Raw genomic sequence first — 21,931 nt, forward strand, 5'->3', positions numbered from 1 at the left:
TACACTGAAAGTTTTCAGTGCTAACCACTGCTACCTAGGAAAATATCTAAAAGATAGTGAAGTATAGATGGTGAATTACTTACCGCTAGCAGTGGTTGTGGCTGTTCAAACAAGGGCACATAATTATATTTTTGTCAACATCTTAGTTCTAGATTCTGTGAGAAACCTGTAGAAAACCCAAGGAGATACCTGAGATGACCAATGAACTATCCCCTCCTAACCTACAAGAGGCAGATACTCTGCTGTCTGACCTATTTAAAGAGGTCAAAAATTGGGAAGGTACGCTAGCTGGTGGCGAGAAACTTGGTATTGGTGCAGAGGCTGTTAATAGCCTATTTCAAACTAGGGTTAGCTTTGGCAACCCCAGAGACAGGTTGATTCGGCTTACAGAGGAGACATTCAAAAATAGTGGTACTGAACTGAACGACATTTACAAGCAACAGATGCGGGAGCAGTTCGACTTCTATTACATGACACTCACCGTCGATCTGCGTCCTGAGCGGGCTGCTAGATTTTGGCGATTGACCTGTGAGCTTGATTTTGGTTCTAAAGAGAGCGGTGAGCCAATTATTCAGAGCCTGTTTCCAACACAGCGGTGGCGCTCGGTTCTGAGTTCTGATGTCGGTATGGAGGTGGGGTTGAATGGCAACCTAGATTGGAATGTCGGCGTGGATAGCTCTCAGTTGGCTCAACTGTTGCAATCGCTTCCAGGTGAGCTAAAAGCGAATGTAGCCAACAAAGATGATTTCAAAGTGTTCCTTGCTATTCCAGCCTATCGATACGAACTCGGTCATCCTGAAATCCTTACTAATGGCGAAGGTAACTCTACCTGTTACTGGCGTATTCAGGATCGGGAGTTGCAAAAAATCGGGACAGCGAAATTTGCAATTGTCTTCAAAGTACCCAAGGGAACTGAATCTATTACTCTGCGGGGTACAGCGTGGGCTGAACCAGATATCAATTGGCTCACGGCTGATATACGGGATGTCTTCGGTGAGTTGTCAGATGGATTGAAGCATCTACTACGGCAAAAGAATGAAGTGGCAAGCCGATTTGCCCGTGGCGATGCCGAGGAATGGATGCTAACCCTGCCTAAAGCAGCTAGTCATGCATAGACAGCTTATTTGTAAGTGAACTGAATTGGAGAGGCAGCAACTGATGGCTAAGACGTACTACACCTATCGCATTCGCGTTGCTAACTATGAGCGGGTGCAGGTGGAAAAGTGGAATGCTCAGCATCAAGATTTGGGCCAACCCTCTAGAGTCTTTCGCTACAAGGAGAAGTTGGAGGAAATTACGCCCCTGTTGAAAATCGCTGGGAAAAAAGATAAAGATGGGCTGAATGATTCCAGTAAAGCGCGCGCACTGGGAGAAGCTTTATTCGATGTTCTGTTTGATGATGTACTGAGCCAGGATTTCGTTAACTTTTACCATCAGGTAGTGCAACAGGAGAAACAACTACTTAGAGTTGAATTGGATATCGATGAACAGGGAATGCCTGAGGTGGCTGCTCTCCCTTGGGAATTCTTGTGTTTGCCTGCACGAGCGAACTTAGGAACAATCTGGATGGGAACGGTGCCGAATTTGGTTTTCTCGCGTCGTCGCGCGCAATGGATTCCGGCACAACCAATTCAGTTGGATAAGGATGAAAAGCTGAGAATTGCTTTGGTTGTGTCTGCTCCTCCAGATTTACCGACTGTCGCTTATGAACCAGTACAAGAAGCGTTGGAAAAACTAGCAAGCGAGCAGGCAAACCGCATTGAGTTGCTGCCTATCGTGAACTCAGCCAATCCTGACGCGATTGATACTATTTTGTCGAAAGAACCCCACCTCTTTCACTTTATTGGTCATGGACGTTTGGTAAAGGAGGGTAGTCAAGAAGTGGGTCAGATTGCCTTCGTAGACCCAGACTTTGATGAAGCAATGTGGGTGGATGCGGATTATTTCAGCGAACTGTTTAATCAACATCGTCCTGGTGTTGTGATGCTGCAAGCCTGCGAAGGAGGAATGTTATCGGCATCGCAGGCATTTGTAGGGGTTGCCTCTAGCATTGTTCAACAAAATATCCCGGTTGTGGTGGCTATGCAGTATGAAGTCACTAACAGCACTGCGAGTCGGTTTGCCCTTCGCTTTTATCAGCAGCTAGCGGCAGACGATCCAGTAGATATTGCTGCTCAATATGGACGACGTGTGATTGCCTTCGGTTCAACGCAATATCGCAAGCGAGATTTTGCAACCCCTATCATCTTTATGCGCGTGCAAGATGGCTATCTGTTCAAACGTCCGGGTTCTCACCCAATTTCAACAAGTGAATCTGAGAACTCGTTTTTAGTTGAAGAAATAAAAGACTTGAATCATTTCGAGTTTAATAAATTAGCAGATATTCTTACAAGAAGTGGTCGAGTTAGTAAACTAGATGCACGAAGAGCGTTATGTATATCGATACAACTCGATCCGTCTGATATAGATTTCATAGAAGCTATTGCTCCTCGTGATTTTGCAACGCAATTAGTCTTTCGGCTTTACGAGAATCGTAATTTTTTGGCACTATGTAAGCTTTGTCAGACAATTGCCCCTAACGTTCCTGGTTTCAATTCTGATTTAAACTCCATCAAAAGCAAGCTAAATTGTCATTGATATGGAAGAGTTACTAGATAGACGACAGCAAGAAAATATCGTTACTTTGATTGAATCTTCGGGTATATGTAACTCAAATGAGCGGCGCAGAACATTTCTAATTGAAATCAATCTAAGACCACAACAAAATCGTGTAGAGGTAGATGAACATGATTTTCTTGTAAATTTGATTGACCAGTTAGTCCAAACAAGAAATCAAGAAGCTCTTAGGTTGATTATAAAAAAAATATCGTCATCCTGCGCTCGTCAAGAATTGCGATACTTAGAACGTAGATTAAATTCAACCAGTTATAGACCTTCTCAACCCACAGGAAAGCCAGCCTATTTTGTGGATAACCAAGTATTCCAACTTATGCCTCTTGACATAGGGACAATTTGGGGATTACAACGTAGCAGTTTTATTGGTATATTAATTGGCTTCGAGCAAACTAAAATATATGAAAATTTTAAAAATATTGAGTTTATATTGGAGCAAGCGATAAAAGAAATTCAAAAAGTAAATGAGTTTACCACAGTACTGCCAAAGCGAGAATGGATACAGTTAGAGATAAATATGCATCCAGATGCGCCCTACAAAAAACTCCAAATTATAGATGCAGCAGTGGATATAAGTAATAAGGTGGCTGAAAGTTTAAAGGATGATTTTTTTCCAAATTCAAGTATACCAGGTTTCTTCTTTGAGATTGATGCTAAGCAACTCCATACAGGTTATTACGAACAAATTATAAATTGGTGCGAAGCTCTACTAAACCACCTATTTCCTTCACAAGCAGTAGCCATTATTATTAATGTTATTACTTCGATTGATGAAGATATTGATCGACGTGTTAAAACACTTAAAACCCAATTGCGAGAAATTGCTGAAGAAATCCCTATTGAGTTGATGCGTCTAGATGCTCGGCTGTTTTTCGCAAACAATATATCATCCCAGAAAACTGAGCGTACTAATTTTATCAATATTGAAGGAAAACCTGGATTACCGTTCTGTAGCTGGATGTATCATGTCCTGACCCGCAGTTCTCAACGAGAAAAGTTAGATAAGGAGAGAAAAAAATACAGAGATACTATTGATTTATATATAAATTTAAACGACCAGTATTTAGAAAAAGAATTGCAGGATACTTATTCTGGAATCACAGCGAGAGATGTCGTGTTAGATATTCAAGTAATCGCCCCTACAATGCTTGGAAAAGCGTACTATCAGTTGCTTTGCCTTATTGTAAATTTATTTCCTCAATGGAGTTATGAATGGGTTGGCGTTTATGCAGAAAGTGCAATTGAGGATGCAGTTAGTGCTGCATTAATCATAGCAACCAATGCTGGTTTACTCTCAGATATACTGATGAAGGCTTGGGTTGATGCCATAGATATTGACAGGTTTAATATAGATTTACTTTACCAAGATGGGCCTATTACACCAGATTCTTATAATATTAATAACTTTAAATTAGAAGGTTTCTTTTTGGCTCTTCTGCGAAGCGAACAGGCTCAAAGTGACGAAAAAGTTCAAAGCATTCTTCAAAAGCTAGCGCTTAACTCACCCTCTCTTCAGGCATTGCATCATTTCTATCAGAATCAAAAGGAGGAGAAGGAAAATGAATTTCTCAATCAAAACGATCCCAATCAGTTTACCCTTGCAATTCGAGCGAAAGTCAAGTTTGAGCAAGCAATAAATCACTTTAAAGCTGCCCCAACTAGTCACCTTCCTAGTGCCATCTGCTGGCTACTAGCTGCCAATCCTCCTTGTCAAAACAACATTACAGAACTGTTGCAGCTAGAAGCAAAAAAACGTGCAGTTTTTGGGTTATGTACGCCCCAGGAGTGGCAACAGATAAAAAAAAAGCAGGAGAAGGAACGTCAAGTCCTAGATTGTCGGCGTGAACGCCGTCTGATTTACTCCCACTCATCTTTGACCAACATCTAGAGGTATGATTGATGCTTGCCGAATGGTATTTTTGCTGTTGCATTAGCGCCAACCCATCCGACACGGAAGCCTTTCTATCAATTCTGAACAGTCTTGAAAATCCAGAAAGTGATTCTCAGTTACTCTACTTAGCCTATAACGAGCTAAAGCACACAGAAGACAGAATGCAAATTTATGCATTGCCTGCTGTACTGAAGTCACTGCATCGAGAAAACATTCCCGCTGGGCTTAAGAGTACGGTTAAGCGATACTTTAACCATTTAACCGAGAGTGTTCCAGAAGGTGTAGAGAACTCAGTTCGGCAACTGATTAACTTGGCGTTATCGAATCAGCCCTCTGCCAAAATCATCGAGATAGTCAATTCTTTTGTGCGAGAGAGTCAACACTTACCAGAACGGAGGTTGAGTCCTACGCCCTATCTTGACTTGAAAGAGTTTTTGCCAGAAACACTTGTGCTGGCAATTCTTGCCGACCAACTTGAAAATCATGAAAGATTAATTGATGAACTTATAGCAGAAGTTAATAAGCAGGATGAAACCTCTTCACCTATCAGTGAGTTCCTTCAAGCGGCGTTAGAGTGCCAGTTGGGTCGTTTGGCATTTCGGCTTTCTGCATCGATTGCCTCGTTAACATCGATTGAATATCCGGATAAGCTACGGTCTTTAATTGCTAAAAAAGCATCTGTTGTAGCGCAAGTAGAACCAGATCTCTTGCAGACTTACGCTATTGTCTTATTCAGAGAGCCAAATATAAAATATACAGCTACTAGCCAGTGCCAGCGTATCATGCAGGAATCGCTGACATTAAGCGAACTGCGTAATTTGATCCGAGAAGCTCCAGAGCAAGACCGCCATAATCTAGATGCTTCATTCCGTCGAGTCGGCATTCAAAATACCCCCAACCGCACTGAAAGTTTGCCAATTTTCTACTGGCATATTGCTTTATGGGAACTTTCATCTCACATTGATGCATCAACGACGGCTGACGAGCTAATTAATTTCTGGGCACCTAGTCGGTTGCCACAACATCTACACATAAATTGCCCTGAAACGGATATTCAAAAATTGGTAAAAGCTCAGTTTAAATCTCTTCTGAATCTGCGAGGCTTACAGAGAAAAATTCCGTTACAAGTAAACCATAGAGCAAAATTTAATCTCGACAATCAATATGCATGGATATTCTTTTCTCCGTGGATCGCACGAACTCAAAATCCGAATAATCTATATCCTATGGCTGATGAGCCAGCGCTACTCATTCGCCTTATGGGCAGCGTATTTGTCGCTATTCGGCTGCTGCAAGAATTAGCACAGGACAAGTTTAATCGGGTTGAATTTGCTGCCCGGTTGCTGGCTCATGCGTCAGATGTGACTGCCATAATTGAGAGGCGCTACAACAAGGGCGAAGCACCTCAGCTTTCTCCTGCTTTAATGGGACTATTTCACTTCACCCAGCGGCAAATTAAGCTTGCAGGTACTGGAAAGTTTGAGTCGGTTGATCCGCAAATTTTTGTTGAGATATGTGAGCGGGGACAATCTCTTGAGGAAGAACGTTCCAATATCAACATAGAAGAATCACTATTTATAAATTCCGTTCTCCCGGAAGTGCTAATTTCCTGGATCTTAGATGCTTATCCTAGTGTAGTCAGCCCTAAACTATCAGGGCGCTGGCTGAGCTTAATTCCCTATGTTCACGGGCACCATATCAGAGAACGCCACAGCTTTCCCGAACAGCAGAAAGCAGCCTTAGTCACCCGTTTCCTGTGTCCTGGTTACTCGCGTCGCCCAGATGATCGTTTGAACTGGAAAAGTCAACGCTCTAATAATCCCCCTCCCTGGAAAGTAAACTCGCGCCAACTTCTCCTAACAGAACCGTTACATCCAAATGAATGGATTGGATCGGAATGGGATGATGAGCGTGTCAATTGGGGAAGCGAACCCTCGGCAGTTGCATCGAATTGTTTGGTCTACACATTAGAGTTGTTAGATACAATCGGGCATCACCTCCCTGATTACGAAATCGCTCCAAAAGCATTAGAGCAAACGTTTTCTGATTGGAAGCACTGCCTGAATAGTGTGGGACAAACTAAAAACCTCGATCGATTCACCCGCTTGCGGCTGCTGGAATTTTTAGACAGCTCCATTTTAGAAAACCGATCTGAAGAGCAACTCCTGCTTGCCTCGGTGCTGCTCGAATACGGCAGTATCTACGACCTCAAAAATATGCTTGAACGAGTGTATCCCACAGAAGCAGATCATAGAACATTTAAAGAAACGGGGTCTGCTCGTCAACAGTTACAGGCAGCATTGTTACCAATGATGTGCAATCGTCTGGAAAAACATACAGACTTGATGCAGGAAATTAATGATGAACGTGATATCTGGAGCCAACAAAGAAAAGTTCAAAGTCCACGAGAAACATACAAAGAGTTACAGTATGCCGAACTATTCAAAGAATGGGTAACGAAACTTCTCTATCTCAGCAATATTCACGAAAATGCTGAAGATTTTAGTGGACTTGGCGTTGACTTGGCAAATTTGCGTCGCGCATCATTGGAAAGACAAGCGACCACCACGATTCGAGCTAGAACCCTCAATGTAGAACTCCGCAATGACCAGAAGCTGCTTGTTTTACCGCCTGGTGAGCAACCGATTGCAGACTTGGCAATCAAGGCAATAAATTATAATCCCAATCGTCTCACAGCAACAGTCTTCTATGAAGATTTTGAGACCGCAGGAGTGGAGAACTTATTTAAAAAAATTCCTGCTGAAATTCGTACCCTGAATCATGAAAGCGATTGCCCCTTAAACGTTCTAGCTGTGGTGGTTGATGTTGCTGAGACAGAACAAGACGATCGACATCAATGGAAATATACCTTTGATTGCGGGTTTGAGTCTGAGTCCCTGCTAACTTACGAATCCGCTCAGTCTTTGTCTTTCAAACCTGGGGAACGCGTTAAGCTTCCTATTCAGCAGTTTAAGAAAGAAAACAAGTTAGAGTGGGAGATATCAGATCGGTCTTCAATCAAAGGTTTAGCTCACAGATCTCTGCCAGGAGACATCAACAATATCGATGTTGATGAAACTTGGAAGGATGGTCAGCGTACTCTGTCTTTGCAACGCAAACTTGATAAACAGACAGAGCTGATTACAGACAAGGTGAACCTACGTCTGTGGGATGCCGATATTTCTCGTAGCTTTTGTCAACGTTCCCAAACGTTAAAGCGTAACGTCTTCGCCAAACTAAATTCTCGGCAGGAATGGGTGCCAGTCGACCTTGATTTCAGCGATTTGCTTTCCCAGGCATTTCCTTCTCAACAGCGCAGTAATATTGCTGTTTTGACCCTAATCGAGGAAACGATCGGGCAATTTGGCGAGAAGGCATGGCGGTTTTCTCGTCAACCTGGAGAAAACTATCTGATTGAACAGCATCGTTTTTTGGGTGATGATGCTGCAACTTTAGCAGATGCGATCACAAACTATCAAAACCCCAGAGACAGGGCAGTGGGATTGCTCATCTCCATCACTCCAGACTTTGAATCAGGTCGGGTGGGGTTAAGGCTAGTCCCCCCTGATTCCATCAATCCTGCTGCACTCAATGGATTTTACCCAGATTTAAGCGTTCCCTTTGATGATCGGAATATTCGGTGGCGCGAACTGTTTGATCGGTCTGATGAACGGTTGATCGCCGAAAGAGATGATCGTCGTAACTGGTTCTTCCACCTTCAAGAAAACATTGCGATTCCTGGTTATCCTCGTCAAGTGAAGGTGGAATGGGATGTTAGAAACCCTGATCGAAATGCACAAATCGCAGATTTGATTATCAAAAAATGGAAAGAATCCGAATGGCGGCGCTGTGCCGCAAGCGGTGAAACACCTCCATTTTACAGAATTACCCCTCAAAACCAAGACTGGGCCGCTTTCCTCGATCGCTGGCTTAAATTGCCTGAGAGACAGTACATAGAAGCAGGAGATCGTGTTAAAATTTCGCGACCTCTGGGATGGATTGATCGTGAAGGAGATGGTTTTGTACCCTGCATTACAAGTGAAAATATCCGCGTTTTGGTGCAAGCTGAATCCCTTACAATGCTTCCTCTAGAACATCAGACAGAACCTCCGATTGGTGAAAACCGAGAGGCAGAAATTTTTTGGATCGAATGGTTTAAAATCCAAATTCTTCCCGATATACCTGATGAACAAAAGAAGACCATTTTTCTCAATGCGAGCCAAAATCACCGATGTGTTGGAATCATAACGCTTGTGCCAAAATTAGGAACAGAGGGGACGCAGTGTCAAGTGGTTTGGCAAGTGAGTCAAGGTGCGATCAAGGAGCAAGGTTTGCAAATTGATAACTTGGGTGAACTCCGTATCAGTCAAGGGTACAAGATTGTTGGACAACAGCATCATGGGGAGTTGATGTTTCATATTGAGAAACCCTACATTCAAGCTAGGGCACTCTGGTCATTAAAACAGTGGAAGAGCGGCGAGTTAGACAAGCTTTCCTATCTAGGAAGAGCGCGTTCTAGTGACGGGAAATATTTGGAAATTTCAGAGTCAAAGTTATCTCCTGGTAAATTATTCTTCTTGCCCCATCAAATTAAAGAAACTTTTCATCCAGCAATCGGCAAAGAAATCAAATCTAAAGAACTGAGTTTTAAGGAGAATAGCTTCTGGGAAGACAATCAGACAACATACACTCGCAGCAAACCTGCCTTCGATGAACTACCCTTCCAATACCGACGTGCAGTTCTGAAGCTCGAAAAGCAGCTTTTGATCGGTAATTGTAGAGAAGGGACAAGTGATGGAAAGGTTACTATTCAAGCGACTGAATTATTTCTAACGCCACGAGAGGAGGAAAAATGTGTATTGCGAAGACGAATTGATTTGCGCTCGATTCGTGACGTTAAGCAACAATACACAAATAGTAACACCGATCTATGGAAGCGGAGACTGGAAGACTATCTGCGGAAGCCACCCGAACCCCTAAGAGCAACCTTTGCCAAAAACAGAGGTGAACTCGGATTTTGGCTGTCCAAAGGTGAATCAGATGAGATCAGAGTTCCAGAAGACTCTTCTGGGAAGAATTGGACGCTGTGGGTGCCACTTGCGCCGGAGCGTGGCAAATTTGTGATGGGGGGCGATTATTCTGACCAGGCTAGGATTTGTTTATTTATGGAGCAGCGGCGAGTCTGGGCTTCCTGCCGCCTAGTACCATCTCTCACTCTTGAAGAATTTAGAGTCAATTATTGTGAAGCCCCCACACTAAATACTGAGGTCTTTTTACTCAAAGACAAAGATATTCGTCTTTACTATGTGGGTCCTGAAGAGGTTAATGACTTTACAGGTGAGCAGTATGCAGAAATTCATCACCGATTTGAGATGGGATATGGGGAAACTTTACTGATTCCTGAAAGTCAACTGGAATTTGATGATGGCTCATTTAGTAAAGCACAATTTTTCCTATTTTATGGCGATCTTATCAAGGTCATCTCATTCAAAAAAACACTAATTGAGGGTAGTGCTAATGACCAAGTTACCCAGGATGTTCTCAATATTAAGGGTATTCACCTTCAGTGGTCTGAAGCACGACAGCTTTACTATCAAAGTAGTCGATATCAAATTGTTCACTTGCTTCACCTCAATCCTCAGAGCAAGGAGCTAGAAATCTCCTATATTGATGGATTTAACGAAAACGCGATCGCGCAACAGCGAAAATTTGAACCCAAGAGGTTCAAGGCATATCTCACGCCAGAAAGCAAAGATCGACTGTCTGATAGACGGCAAAGATGGGCAGACAATGGAGAATCTGACCCTGTGGTTTTTGGGCGCTTAGATGAGGAACGCTTTAAAAGCAGCTACGGTAGAGACATCTACTTTGACCATATACGATTGTCATTTGTCGAGTCTTCAAAAGGTTCGTGCCTGCTCAATAGAGATCTGGTCTTTCTCAGAGCGGGTCAAATCAAGTCGGTTAAAAATGATATGGCGCTGACCCTCAAACCACCAAAAGGGTTTGATTCAGAAGATGTTGGCAAAGATGCAAATAGTCTGCTGTTGCTGCGGCGAAATTTCTCAGTCCGGGAAAACCTCCTCAAACAGGTTTATGAAGAAAAAGGAGAAAACTATTTTCAAGACGATCATCTGCTGATCCAACTAACTCAGAAAGACGATCAAAAAATTACTTCACTCTTGCTGATGGAAGGTGATAGAGTTCCATCTCGAAAGGCATCGGCATTGCTGGGAGCCGTCTCAAACCTTGGTAGAGCAGGATTGTTAGCAATGATCGTGAGCGCAGAAAATCGGGGTGTGGTGCAAATCGAATATAAGCCTGGAATCTTCGTTCGCCTGCAACCATATCAGATTCAATCTCGCCCTCATGACCTACCGCGAGGTACGAGCATTCGCATTGAGGCATCTGAGGGGAATTTGAGTATTACCCGTGCCGCATTTGGAAATGCACAATATGTTTCAGAAAGCATTCGACCTGCTGTCATATTACCGACAAACGACATACAAAAGATTGATCCAGAAGACTGGGGAAGTCAAGGTCGCTTCGCCATCGGGGGTTTACCCGATATTGTTGCCCGTCCTGGTAGTTATACGAACGATCAGTGGAAGAAGGCTCTGCAATCCGAAGTCATAACTGATTTGATGGCAAGACAGCATCCCAAGATCGCCTGTTTGGGGAAGATTGCAAAGGGAAATTACTGCATTGCACCACCCTCTGACAACTTCCCTTGTGGTCGCCTGACAAGGATAGACAACAGCCTAACAGTGCAGTATGTGCCTTTAAAGTCAGAACCGACAGATCCAAATAACCCTAGCATTCCCTGGCATTTGCTCTCGTTTGGAGACGAATCAGTACAGCAAATCCTTGAGCGAGCTAATGCAGAATCGTGGCGTTATCATGACAACGAAACCTTTACCTGGGTTCCAGACACAAAAAAATTTAAGGTCGAGAAGCTGCAAAACCGTGATCATACAGTTTGGACTGGTCCTATTTTCTTCCAATCAGTTGGCGGAGAACTGAGACTACGGTACACCCAATCCGAGTTTCGGAGGTTTGGGTTCCCAGTTGAGGAGCTAATTTATGCACTGAAGCAACCGGGGCGATCGCATTGCTATCCAATAGCAGGGATTTCCAAATTTGTCGCAGGGCGTTCTCAATCTCTGGAGTATAGTTTGTGGATTGAGTTAGCGCCTGGACGCTTGGTTGAGCTACCCGTCCAACTGATTGTCTGGCGTTCTGGTGTAAATGACAAAGCTAAATCGCTTGCCGACTTGATGTACTGGCAGGGGTTTGCACCAGGCGATCGAGTTGAGCTTGAACTTGTCTCAACCGAGCCGCTGACCATCGATCGGATAGCTCTCAAAAACTGGATTCCAGGCGTTCGGAATGCCCTCGGTTCAAACCGCTGTTTCATTCCAGTCGAGTCTGTAGACGAACAGCAAGGAGAAATCACCCTTGGTCACGGAGAGTTTAAACTCAAACTGCCCTTTACCGCTCAAAACCCAAACTGGCAGATGGCGATCCTAACTCCTGAAAATGATATGAGGGGTATTGCCGTGGGTCAGCCTAAACGCAATCCTAACCGTGATGATGTTGTGTTTCTCGGCATCAACGATCAAGACAAGATCGTCGTTTTAGGTTTTGAGATAATGACACCTGTACTCGCTCTGGAAGAGGCAGATGCTTGGAAAAGTCACCCAATTACTGGTTGCTTAATTCGTCAGGGACCGCGAAAACCTTTCCTTGATTCAGAACAGCTAAAAAATTGGGTTCGTGCGGCGGGTGGTGCTTTACCAGTGACGGTTGAAGGATTGGACAGGAATGAAAATCAGCATCTCCTATTATTCTCAATGCGACATCAGCAGGACGCTGCGCTAATTCCACCTGGTTGTATCAGCCTTGCTCGTTTTGTAGATCTTTTGCCTGACCAGTACACAGCAATGTTGCGATGTGGTGGTGGGTTAATCACCCTGCCCATGCGACAGATTGTTTCTGGACTAGATCGATCCCTCTACACTGTGGCAGCAGAACAGCTTAAACAAGCTCAGGTTTCTCTTTGGTTGCGTCGAGAGCAAAACGGCGAAATTAAGGTAGGATTCAGCGATGACTCTGGAAATCAAGACCTACTTGTTGAATCGTTAGACATTCTCCTTCAAAAGAATGGCGAAGAAGAAGTTGGATTAATTTGTCAATCAATTGAGACAAAAACGCTGCACTGGTTCCCAATTCAGGAAGCTGCCTGGACGACTCTATCGGTTCCAGAATTCCGCGATGTGTTTAAGTCAAAGGGCGCATTCAAGGTCAGAGGTAAGCTCATCACCCGTGAGAGTCAGGTTGGCAGGACTTCTATTATTTCGATGCTCGCTGTGCCAGATGTGTACGCCGAGTCTAAAAAGCTGACTATCGGTCAGGAACTATTCGTGCAAGTAGTTAAACAGGTTGAAACGAATGATGAGAACAAGCAGCGATATCTAGTGGAGTCTTTGACTACTCAGGTCATCCTAGACTGTGAAATTTACGATCACCAACGCTTACAACCAGGAGAGACGCTTCCTGTTGAGGTTTTATGGCACATCAAAGGTAGTCCAGAGTTAATTACAGTCGTTCCGGTTGGCAAGAAGCGAAAATATTTAGACTTACCCACCTGGATGACAGAGAAACTTCCTGAACCCGGACTACAGCGACAATCAATACGGCAATACATAAGATGGCGGCAAAGTGAACAATTAGTTAACGATCCTAGCAATGATCTCGAGCGTTTCCTCTGTCATTGTTTCAACGATGCCTACGGAATTACCTATGGGCAGACAGCGCGAAACTCTGATCCTGAAAGCCAGCTAATAGTTGCAAAACAATGGGAGAACCAAAACCGATATAAACCTGAAATTAATGCGGCGTTTGCTATCATGGCAATCCTTCTTCTGAACAAGCATGAAGAGACGAAGCGTAAGGCTTACGAGTTAACCCAAAACTTGGGACGACGGGCACTTCGCAGCTTGCACATCGAGGTTCTGTATCAGCAATGGTTGAGGATTAAAGATAATCGACAAAGGACGGATGGGCTATGGCGACGGCTACGCCAGCTAGAGACTGACGAACACTTATATATTCCTCTCAAGGAAACTAGCCCTGATGCGATCAGACAATTCTGCAATGCTGTAGAGATGCGCTCGGATACCAATCTTTTACCCATTGCCAAAAGTTTATCTGCGGCATTAGGCGAATTATCCAGCACCGCAGAACTAGAGCGTCACGCTTTGATTACAAAAAACTTGATTAACATTTACCTCACTTTTCACCCTAGATCTAGAGTGAAAAAATTGCAAAATCATCACACAAACAAACTACAGGAGATTTTGAAGCTAATTGACCAAAATAGATTTGATATCATGCTTCTAGAACCTCTAAATCCTAACGTAGATAATTACTCTACAGATTTAGATAAAATTGATTTATTAGCTGAACTATTTAGACAAGAATACGCCGAGTATGATTGGAAAAGCTGGCTATTACAGCAAATCGGTCACCTAGAAGAATTGGCTTATAAATCTATTTCACTTCAAGAAAACACTAAAAGTTTAAAAGCTCGTTTCCACCAAATTAACCAGAAATTAGGGGAGTAATTCGTCATGGAAAATCTTACTATGGATTTCGAGCGAATAGAGCAAGAGCTACAAGAACTAAGAAGCCGTTTTTCAAGGGCAGATGTAGTTTTGAGTGACTTAGAAGAGATTCAAATCCAGTTTGAAGATCTTGCTGAAATCCACAAACAGCTCAAGGAAGATGTAAAGAAACATGTGTCAGAATTTTCACGATTTAATGCAGAATCAACTGACATAATAAAGCTACTTCAGCAATCACAAAAAGATTTTGAGCAGCGTTTCACTCAACTTAGAGATGCAAATCAAATAAAAATTGACGATATGAAATCTCAACTCTTGGAATATCAAGATAGATTAAGCATTCATGATTCTCATATCCAAGCTCTTCAGTCTTCTATGAGTCTTGTCGAAAAAAATTGCCATGACATCAAAAATGATTTGGGTGGTTTGCCCAAACAAATTCAATATTTAGTTGACCAACAACTCTCTTCAACCCAACAAGCTTATTGTGACTTAAAAAAACAAATAAGAATAATGAGGTATGCACTGATATTTGTGATTTTGTTCTTGCTGATTGTTGCTTGGGTTGGGCTGAAGTAAAGTAGTACGGAAAACCAGATTGGAGAGGCAGCGACCTATGGCTAAGACGTACTACACCTATCGCATTCGCGTTGCTAATTACGAGCGGGTGCAGGTGGAAAAGTGGGATGCTCAACATCAATCTATAGGCGAACCGTCTGGGGTATTTAGCTATAAGAAGTTGGGAGAAATTACACCATTGCTCCAAGTGACTTGCAACAATGAGCTGAAAGACTCCAGCAAGGCACGCGCAATTGGAGAAGCTTTGTTTGATGTTCTATTTGATAATGTGCTGCGTCAGGATTTCGTCAACTTCTACTACCAGGTTGTGCAGAAGGACAAGCAACTGCTGCGGGTTGAGCTAGATATCGATGAGCGTGGTATGCCTGATGTGGCGGCATTGCCTTGGGAGTTCACCTGCTTACCTGGAAACGCCAACTTAGGTGAAATCTGGATGGGCACCGATCCTAACCTCATCTTCGCCCGCCGCCGTGCCCAATGGCAGGCAGCCCTACCGATTCAGTTAAACCAAGGTGAAAAGCTGAAGATTGCCTTAGCGATCGCTGCAACCACAGGTTCTTCTGATTTGGGGTCAGTTGTCTATGAAAAAGTGCAGGCAGTGTTAGAAAAACTGGCGAATAGCCAATCAGATCGTGTTGAGCTGCTGCCAATTGTGAATCCAGCCACTCCCGAAGCAATTGATGCGGTGCTAGAGCAACAACCCCACATTTTTCACTTCATTGGACATGGTCGCCTCAAGAATGAGGCAGGGGAGGAAGTGGGGCAAATTGCTCTAGTAGATGATATGTTCGACGAAGCATTATGGGTTGATGCCAGTTTCTTCGGTGGGTTGTTTAATCGACACCGTCCTGGAGTTGTGATGTTGCAAGCGTGTGAGGGTGGAATGCTGTCTGCTTCGCAAGCTTTTGTTGGCGTTGCCTCCAAGATTGTGCAGCAGAATATCCCCGTGATTGTAGCAATGCAGTACGAAGTTTCAAACGTCACAGCAAGCCGCTTTGCTTATCGTTTCTATGAACGGTTAGCTCAGGGTGACCCAGTTGATATTGCTGCCCAAAACGGTCGTCGCACGATTGCCCTTAATACGCAGTATCGAAACCGCGATTTTGCCACCCCCGTCATCTTTATGCGCGTCCAAGATGGCTATCTATTCAAGCGTCAAGAAGCAGAAGCTGAATCCGGAAAGCCAAATAACCAACCTATCGCCAAGGACAATGCTTATAATATTCAGATTGTAGACCAGCATCAGGATGTGAATCAGCGAGGCAGATTCAACACCAATGCTGGTTCTGGCAGCACTGTGCATCAGTATCACGGTGTTGGAGTTGAGCCGAAAGCCAATACTGCACCCAGCAAGCCTAGCCAACAGCCTACCGCTAAAGATGGTACTCGGATTATCCAGAACGTGCAGCAGTCTGGAGATAAGAACTTAAACTTTGAGCAAGCCAATAACCTCAGTATTGGAGAAGATGAGCACCTTTGAACTTTTTCAGAGCCAATCTCTGCCAGTTAGGAAAATACATTAAATATGATGAAATATAGATGTTTTTAGCCGCTCATCGTTAACAAATGCTCAGAATATTCAGATTTTGGCAGCATCAGAATGTGAACCAGCAAGGTAAATACAACACCTATGTTGGTTCTGGTCGTAACGTGCATCAGGCTCACGGTGCTGAAGTTGAGTCGAGAGTCGGGACTGCACCCAGCGGGTCTAGCCAAGCTCCTATCGCTAAAGATAGTACTGAAATTATCCAGAACGTGACGCAGCATAGAGAAGTAAACTTAAACTTCGAGCGAGCCAGTAACTTCAGAATTGGAGATGGTTATTAGCAGTTGCCATCGTCCTAGAAGAAGTAAAGATGATACACCCTATATTTAGGCAAGAGTGGCGTGACCGAGCAGGATGAACTCATTGCAATCCTTGACAGTATTCTCAGAGGTCGGCGGGATGAGGAGGATATTGCCAAGCTGCGCCAATCCCTTAGCATGGCTGGCAGCGTGCTGCAATTGATATCACAGGATGGCAAGTTTAACACTAACATTGGGCAAATAACTGGAGGGGAAGTTCACCTTGGCGATCGCATCTACCAAGGTGCCGATGCCGAAGCTATCAAGGAAATCTTACAAGACGCTTTACAGGCACTTCAGCCCAACACTAAACTGACTGGAATTCCTGAGAACTTACCCCGCAGTGGGGTCGTGCAGTTTGTTGGTCGGGAGCGAGAATTGGAAACTTTGCACCAGCAGCTTCAGGAGAATGAACGGGTAGCGGTGTCTGCGATCGCAGGGATGGGGGGCATCGGTAAAACCGAACTGGCACTGCAATATGCTCTCTCCAGCAAGCAAACCTATCAAGGTGGCATCTGCTGGTTACGGGCGAAGGGGTTGAATGTAGGCACTCAGATTGTCCAGTTTGGGCGATCGCGCCTCCAGCTTCAGCCTCCTGAAGACTTGGACTTAACGGGTCAGGTAGGATTCTGCTGGACGCATTGGGCAGCGGGTGAGGTGTTGGCGATATTCGATGATGTCACGGACTACGAAGTCATTAAAACCTACTTGCCCCCTGCTGAATCCCGGTTTAAAGTATTAATGACCACCCGCCTGCGGTTGGGCAAATCGGTCAAACAGTTGGAAATTGACGTGCTAGATGAGTCAGCAGCACTAGCACTTCTGGAATCGTTGGTAGGAGCAGAGCGCATCCAGAAAGAACTGGATAATGCCAAAAAACTCTGTGCTTGGTTAGGATACTTACCCCTAGGGTTGGAGCTGGTGGGGCGCTATCTTGACCGCAAACCTGACCTTTCTCTGGCAGAAATGCAGCAACGGTTGGAGAAGAAGAGATTGGATGAGCGATCACTCTCTAAACCTGATGCCGACATGACTGCATCTTTGGGAGTTGCCGCTGCCTTTGAACTGAGTTGGGAGATACTAGATGAGCCAACAAAACAGTTAAGTTGTTTACTGAGCTTGTTTGCCCTAGCCCCCATCCCTTGGTCGTTAGTCGAGCCGTGTCTGCCAGAGCAAGACTTAGACGAATTGGAAGAGCTGCGGGATGATAACTTGCTTAACCTGAACCTACTCCAGCGTAAGGGGGCAGGCGTTTATCAACTGCATCAGCTCATTCGGGAATTCTTACAGGCAAAGCAAGCCAGTTTAGCTAAGTCAGATGAACTTAGACAGCAGTTCTGTCAGGCGATGGTAGCTGTTGCCCAGCAAATTCCAGAAATCCCGACCCGCGACTTGGTTATAGAACTTGCTCCTGCCATGCCCCATGTTGCCCAAGCTGCCACGACTTTGAATCACTATTTAAGTGACAAGGATTTGATTAAGCCTTTTGAGGGTCTGGGCAGGTTTTATAGAGGGCAGGGGTTCTATCAACAAGCAGCCGATTGGTACGAGCAGTGCTGGAACCAGACTGAGCAACGCTTTGGCTCGGAACATCTTGACGTGGCAAATAGCATTAGCTGTCTAGCATCTATTTACAGAATTCAGGGTCGTTATCCAGAAGCCGAACCTTTGTATCAACAGGCATTAGAGATGAGACAAAACTTGCTGGGAGCAGAACACCCCCAAGTGGCAGACAGCTTGAATAAGTTAGCAGTTCTTTATCACGATCAAGGGCGATATAAGGCGGCAGAGGAGATATACAGGCAGGCACTGGAAGTGAGACAACGCCTGTTAGGCTCTGAGCATCCAGATGTGGCAGAGAGCTTTAATAACCTAGCATACCTCTACGTCTCTCAGAAGCGTTACACAGAAGCAGAGTTCCTGTTTAATCAAGCAATCACTCTATATAGACGCACGATAGGAGAAGAAAGTATCGAGGTTGCTACGATTCTGAATAACCTAGCACAGCTCTACAGGACTCAAGAACGGTATACCGAAGCTGAATCTCTATATATACAGGCACTAACACTAAATAAGCGATTGCTAGGGGAAGAGCATCTCAATGTAGCAGCTAACCTAAATAATCTGGCTTTTATTTACAATAAGCAGGGTCGTCAGCTAGAGGCAGAGCAACTTTATAAGCAAGTCTTGGTAATAGTGGAAAAGCTTTTGGGAGCTGAACACCATTACCTGGCTTTTACCCTAAAAAACTTGGCTGAGCTTTATGCTTTGCAGGGACGCTATGCAGAGGCAGAACCGTTATACCTACGAGGATTAGCAATCCTTGAGACAAAGTTTGGTGCAGAGCATCCAGACACTATTAAACTCTATGAAAGTATGCATCAACTAATAAATGCTGAGAAAATGACGGAAGGATAAGTTGGTGTTATATGTATCCTAAACAACCTAACATTCGGCTTTTATTAATCTTTGCTAGCCTAACTATAATTGGGCTGTTTTTTTCCATTCTCTACCTTCGATCATCACCCACCCAAAATTCAGATCAAAGTCCAAGTCCAACTCACAATAAAACCGATGAGGTTTCCAACCAGGCAGAGCAGTTTTTGATTCGGGGAGATGAATTATACAAAAAGTTTCAATATAATGATGCTATCAGCTCTTTTAATGAGGCATTAAACCTCTACCAAAAAGAGCTAAACAAAGCAAAACAGGCGATTGCTCTTGGAAAGATAGGTCGAGTCTATCATGACTTAGCGAATTACAAAGAAGCAATACACTATCATGGAAAGCGTTTAATAATTGCTCAAAATATTAAAGATACACAGGAAGAATCCGCTGCTCTAAGTAGTTTAGGAAATGCCTACGATTTGATGGGAAACTACGCCGAAGCACTCGGTTATTATAGACAGAGCTTGAAGATTAGTCAAACAATTAACTATCTTCAAGGGCAGGCAGTTGCTGAGGGCGAACTGGGAAGTATTTACCACAAATTGGGAGACTATGAAACAGCAATCAAAAAACATAATGAGCGTTTGAGAATTGCTTTAGAGCTTGAAGATTTTAAGTTATCCCTTAAGTTAGCGGGTGATGCTTTCAGCGGTTTGGGCAATGCTTACTATGCTCGGGCAGAACATAGAGCAGATAAAACAACAGAAAAATGCAATAAAAAAAGAGAAAACTACACTGAAGCAATAAAGTACCATAATTTGCACTTGAAAATTGCTCAAGAAATTAGCAATCCCCGAGGAGAAGCAATTGCTTGGGGAAGTTTGGGAAGCGTTTACCACCATTTATGGAAATGTGAGAAAAAACAAAATGACCTTGATAAAGCAATTAAATACCTAAACAACCGGTTAAATATTGCACGAGCAATAAAAGACAGTCGGCTAGAGGGAGCTGCTTATGGTGGACTAGCTTATGTTTACCTTTCTCTCAAGGACTATTCTGAAAGTATTAAACATGCTAATAAATATCTAGAAATCTCTCATAATACTCTGGACTACCCTGGTCAGGGTAATGCATTAAATCTCTTGGGAGTCACGCATTTTCAATCAGGTAAATTTGACGAAGCTAAAACAAACATAGAAGAAGCTATAAAAGTGCGTAAATCTCTACGGGAGGGATTGACAGATACGGAGAAGGTGTTCATTTTCGATACCGAGCAAACCGCCTATCTCAATCTGCAACAAATCTTAATTAGCAAAGATAAGAATGAGCAGGCACTAGAAATTGCTGAGCAGGGAAGGGCGCAAGCCTTCTTGGATTTGTTAATAAATCAATTGAATGGTAATCAAAAAATATCTAAGGCTATTAATATTGAAGAAATCAAGAAAATTGCTTTTGAGCAAAAAGCTACATTAGTAGTCTACTCTATAGTAGAGAATTCTATTCTTGACCACAGTAAACCTCTCTATATATGGGTTGTTAAGCCAACAGGAGAAGTCGAGTTTAGAACTAACGATCTGAATAATTTAAAAAAAGAGCTAAATAATCAGAGTAATACTAGACAGCAAGGTTCACAAAATTTAGTAGATGACTGGCGCGATCTTGTAGTTGCTTGGGATCGTGGCGCTGATAACCCTAATAAGGCACCCGTACCTGGTTCCGAACAAGAAAAACGAAAAGAAATACTCCAGGCTTACTATAATCTCCTAATTGAACCAATTGATGAGCTACTTCCAACAAAAGAAGATGAAAAAGTAATTTTTGTCCCTCAGGGGACACTGTTCCTCGTTCCTTTTGCCGCCTTGCAAAATCCCTTTAATGAAAAATACCTAATCCAAAAACACACGATTTTGACTGCCCCCTCTATTCAAGCTATTCAGATTTTGAGTCAACGGCGTACTCAAAAACAAAACATTAAGCCTAATCGCGAAGCTGAGGACATTTTAATTGTAGGTATTAAAAAGTACGTCAAAGAGCTTAAAAAAAGTTCAAGACAATTTTGTTCTAAAGATTACCCACTGAAGGATTTACCCAAAGCAGCCGAGGAAGCAACAGAAATTGCTAAAATTCTGGGTCTTTCCCCTGCCAAGGTCTTGATAGATGACAAAGCAACCGAAGCAGCCGTTAAACAGCAGTTGCCTCAAGCGCGAATCATTCATCTGGCGACTCATGGCTTACTGGATAGTTGCGAAGAAGAAGCAGTTCCAGGAGCGATTGCTCTGGCTGAATCTTCTGAAACTGACAAACCTAATGATAGTTGGCTCACTGCTAGTGAAATCTTTGATATGAAAGATAAGGAAGACAGGAGACTAGACAAAGCTGAGCTAGTTGTCCTAAGTGCCTGCGATACTGGAGGGGGACGACTGACCGGAGATGGTGTGATTGGTCTGTCTCGGTCTTTAATTGCTGCTGGAACTCCTAGCGTGGTCGTTTCTCTTAGGAAGGTGAATGACAAGTCAACGAAAGTATTAATGACTAGGTTCTACCACTACTGGTACAAAAAAAAGCTAGACAAAGCTCAAGCTCTTCGTCAAGCAATGCTAGACACAATGAACACACCAGATAGCGAGACAAACACGAAGTATAAAGATCCATCTTACTGGTCTGTTTTTACCCTTATTGGTCTACCATGATTGCTGAAGCAGAAGGAATCTTCAGCATACAGATCATTTTTGGTCAAAGGTTCCATTGGCTAAAGCGCTTGCTTCACATGGTATTCCATTACAGGTTGGCAGCCGCTACTGCATCTGATGACCAACTTGCCATAGTTGATTGCATTGTTGCAGAAAAACACGCTGAAGCCGATCTTCTATTGCTTCGCCATATCTTGATTGTAGGTAACCTGAGTTCGGGATAAGGAAGGGACAAGCGA

10 protein-coding genes are annotated in these 21,931 nt (G+C 43.6%); all 10 read left to right on the forward strand.

The window, feature by feature from the left end:
• Window positions 1–194 precede the first annotated feature (194 nt).
• The 10 genes from NDI33_RS21090 (at window position 195) to NDI33_RS21135 (ending at window position 21,916) form a co-directional block, all read left to right on the forward strand.
• Window positions 195–1,115: a hypothetical protein gene (locus NDI33_RS21090; protein ID WP_190675744.1), complete on the forward strand. Its 921-nt coding sequence runs from the start codon at window positions 195–197 to the stop codon at window positions 1,113–1,115.
• A gap of 43 nt (window positions 1,116–1,158) precedes the next feature.
• Entirely contained in the window at window positions 1,159–2,637 is a 1,479-nt protein-coding gene (locus NDI33_RS21095; protein ID WP_242033134.1) for a CHAT domain-containing protein, read from the forward strand.
• A gap of 1 nt (window position 2,638) precedes the next feature.
• Complete coding sequence (locus tag NDI33_RS21100) at window positions 2,639–4,561, forward strand: hypothetical protein (protein ID WP_190675747.1); 1,923 nt, start codon at window positions 2,639–2,641, stop codon at window positions 4,559–4,561.
• An 11-nt stretch (window positions 4,562–4,572) separates the two neighbouring features.
• The gene (locus tag NDI33_RS21105; RefSeq protein ID WP_190675749.1) at window positions 4,573–14,190 is read left to right on the forward strand and encodes a hypothetical protein; all 9,618 of its coding nucleotides are present in this window, start codon (window positions 4,573–4,575) and stop codon (window positions 14,188–14,190) included.
• Window positions 14,191–14,196: 6 nt separating this feature from the next.
• Window positions 14,197–14,769 carry a hypothetical protein gene (locus NDI33_RS21110; RefSeq protein WP_190675751.1) on the forward strand — a complete coding sequence of 191 codons (573 nt, stop codon included), beginning with the start codon at window positions 14,197–14,199 and terminating at the stop codon, window positions 14,767–14,769.
• Between the two features lie 37 nt (window positions 14,770–14,806).
• The gene (locus NDI33_RS21115) at window positions 14,807–16,249 is read left to right on the forward strand and encodes a CHAT domain-containing protein (protein WP_190675754.1); all 1,443 of its coding nucleotides are present in this window, start codon (window positions 14,807–14,809) and stop codon (window positions 16,247–16,249) included.
• Between the two features lie 122 nt (window positions 16,250–16,371).
• Entirely contained in the window at window positions 16,372–16,596 is a 225-nt protein-coding gene (locus NDI33_RS21120; RefSeq protein ID WP_190675756.1) for a hypothetical protein, read from the forward strand.
• A 60-nt stretch (window positions 16,597–16,656) separates the two neighbouring features.
• Window positions 16,657–19,032: a tetratricopeptide repeat protein gene (locus NDI33_RS21125; protein ID WP_347275895.1), complete on the forward strand. Its 2,376-nt coding sequence runs from the start codon at window positions 16,657–16,659 to the stop codon at window positions 19,030–19,032.
• An 11-nt stretch (window positions 19,033–19,043) separates the two neighbouring features.
• Window positions 19,044–21,692, forward strand: coding sequence for a CHAT domain-containing tetratricopeptide repeat protein (locus tag NDI33_RS21130; protein ID WP_190675758.1), 2,649 nt, complete (start codon window positions 19,044–19,046; stop codon window positions 21,690–21,692).
• Window positions 21,689–21,916 carry a hypothetical protein gene (locus NDI33_RS21135; RefSeq protein ID WP_190675760.1) on the forward strand — a complete coding sequence of 76 codons (228 nt, stop codon included), beginning with the start codon at window positions 21,689–21,691 and terminating at the stop codon, window positions 21,914–21,916. The genes NDI33_RS21130 and NDI33_RS21135 overlap by 4 nt, the downstream gene beginning before the upstream one ends.
• The last annotated feature ends 15 nt before the right edge of the window (window positions 21,917–21,931 follow it).

The sequence above is a fragment of the Trichocoleus sp. DQ-A1 genome, from assembly GCF_039961955.1.
In the GTDB taxonomy this organism is placed as follows: domain Bacteria; phylum Cyanobacteriota; class Cyanobacteriia; order Cyanobacteriales; family FACHB-T130; genus FACHB-T130.

Bases quoted from the DNA above. Each gene is read 5' to 3' on its own strand.
- NDI33_RS21115 (WP_190675754.1), top strand. From the start codon at position 14,807: ATGGCTAAGACGTACTACACCTATCGCATTCGCGTTGCTAATTACGAG.
- NDI33_RS21110 (WP_190675751.1), top strand. From the start codon at position 14,197: ATGGAAAATCTTACTATGGATTTCGAGCGAATAGAGCAAGAGCTACAA.
- NDI33_RS21105 (WP_190675749.1), top strand. From the start codon at position 4,573: ATGCTTGCCGAATGGTATTTTTGCTGTTGCATTAGCGCCAACCCATCC.
- NDI33_RS21135 (WP_190675760.1), top strand. From the start codon at position 21,689: ATGATTGCTGAAGCAGAAGGAATCTTCAGCATACAGATCATTTTTGGT.
- NDI33_RS21090 (WP_190675744.1), top strand. From the start codon at position 195: ATGACCAATGAACTATCCCCTCCTAACCTACAAGAGGCAGATACTCTG.
- NDI33_RS21100 (WP_190675747.1), top strand. From the start codon at position 2,639: ATGGAAGAGTTACTAGATAGACGACAGCAAGAAAATATCGTTACTTTG.
- NDI33_RS21130 (WP_190675758.1), top strand. From the start codon at position 19,044: ATGTATCCTAAACAACCTAACATTCGGCTTTTATTAATCTTTGCTAGC.
- NDI33_RS21095 (WP_242033134.1), top strand. From the start codon at position 1,159: ATGGCTAAGACGTACTACACCTATCGCATTCGCGTTGCTAACTATGAG.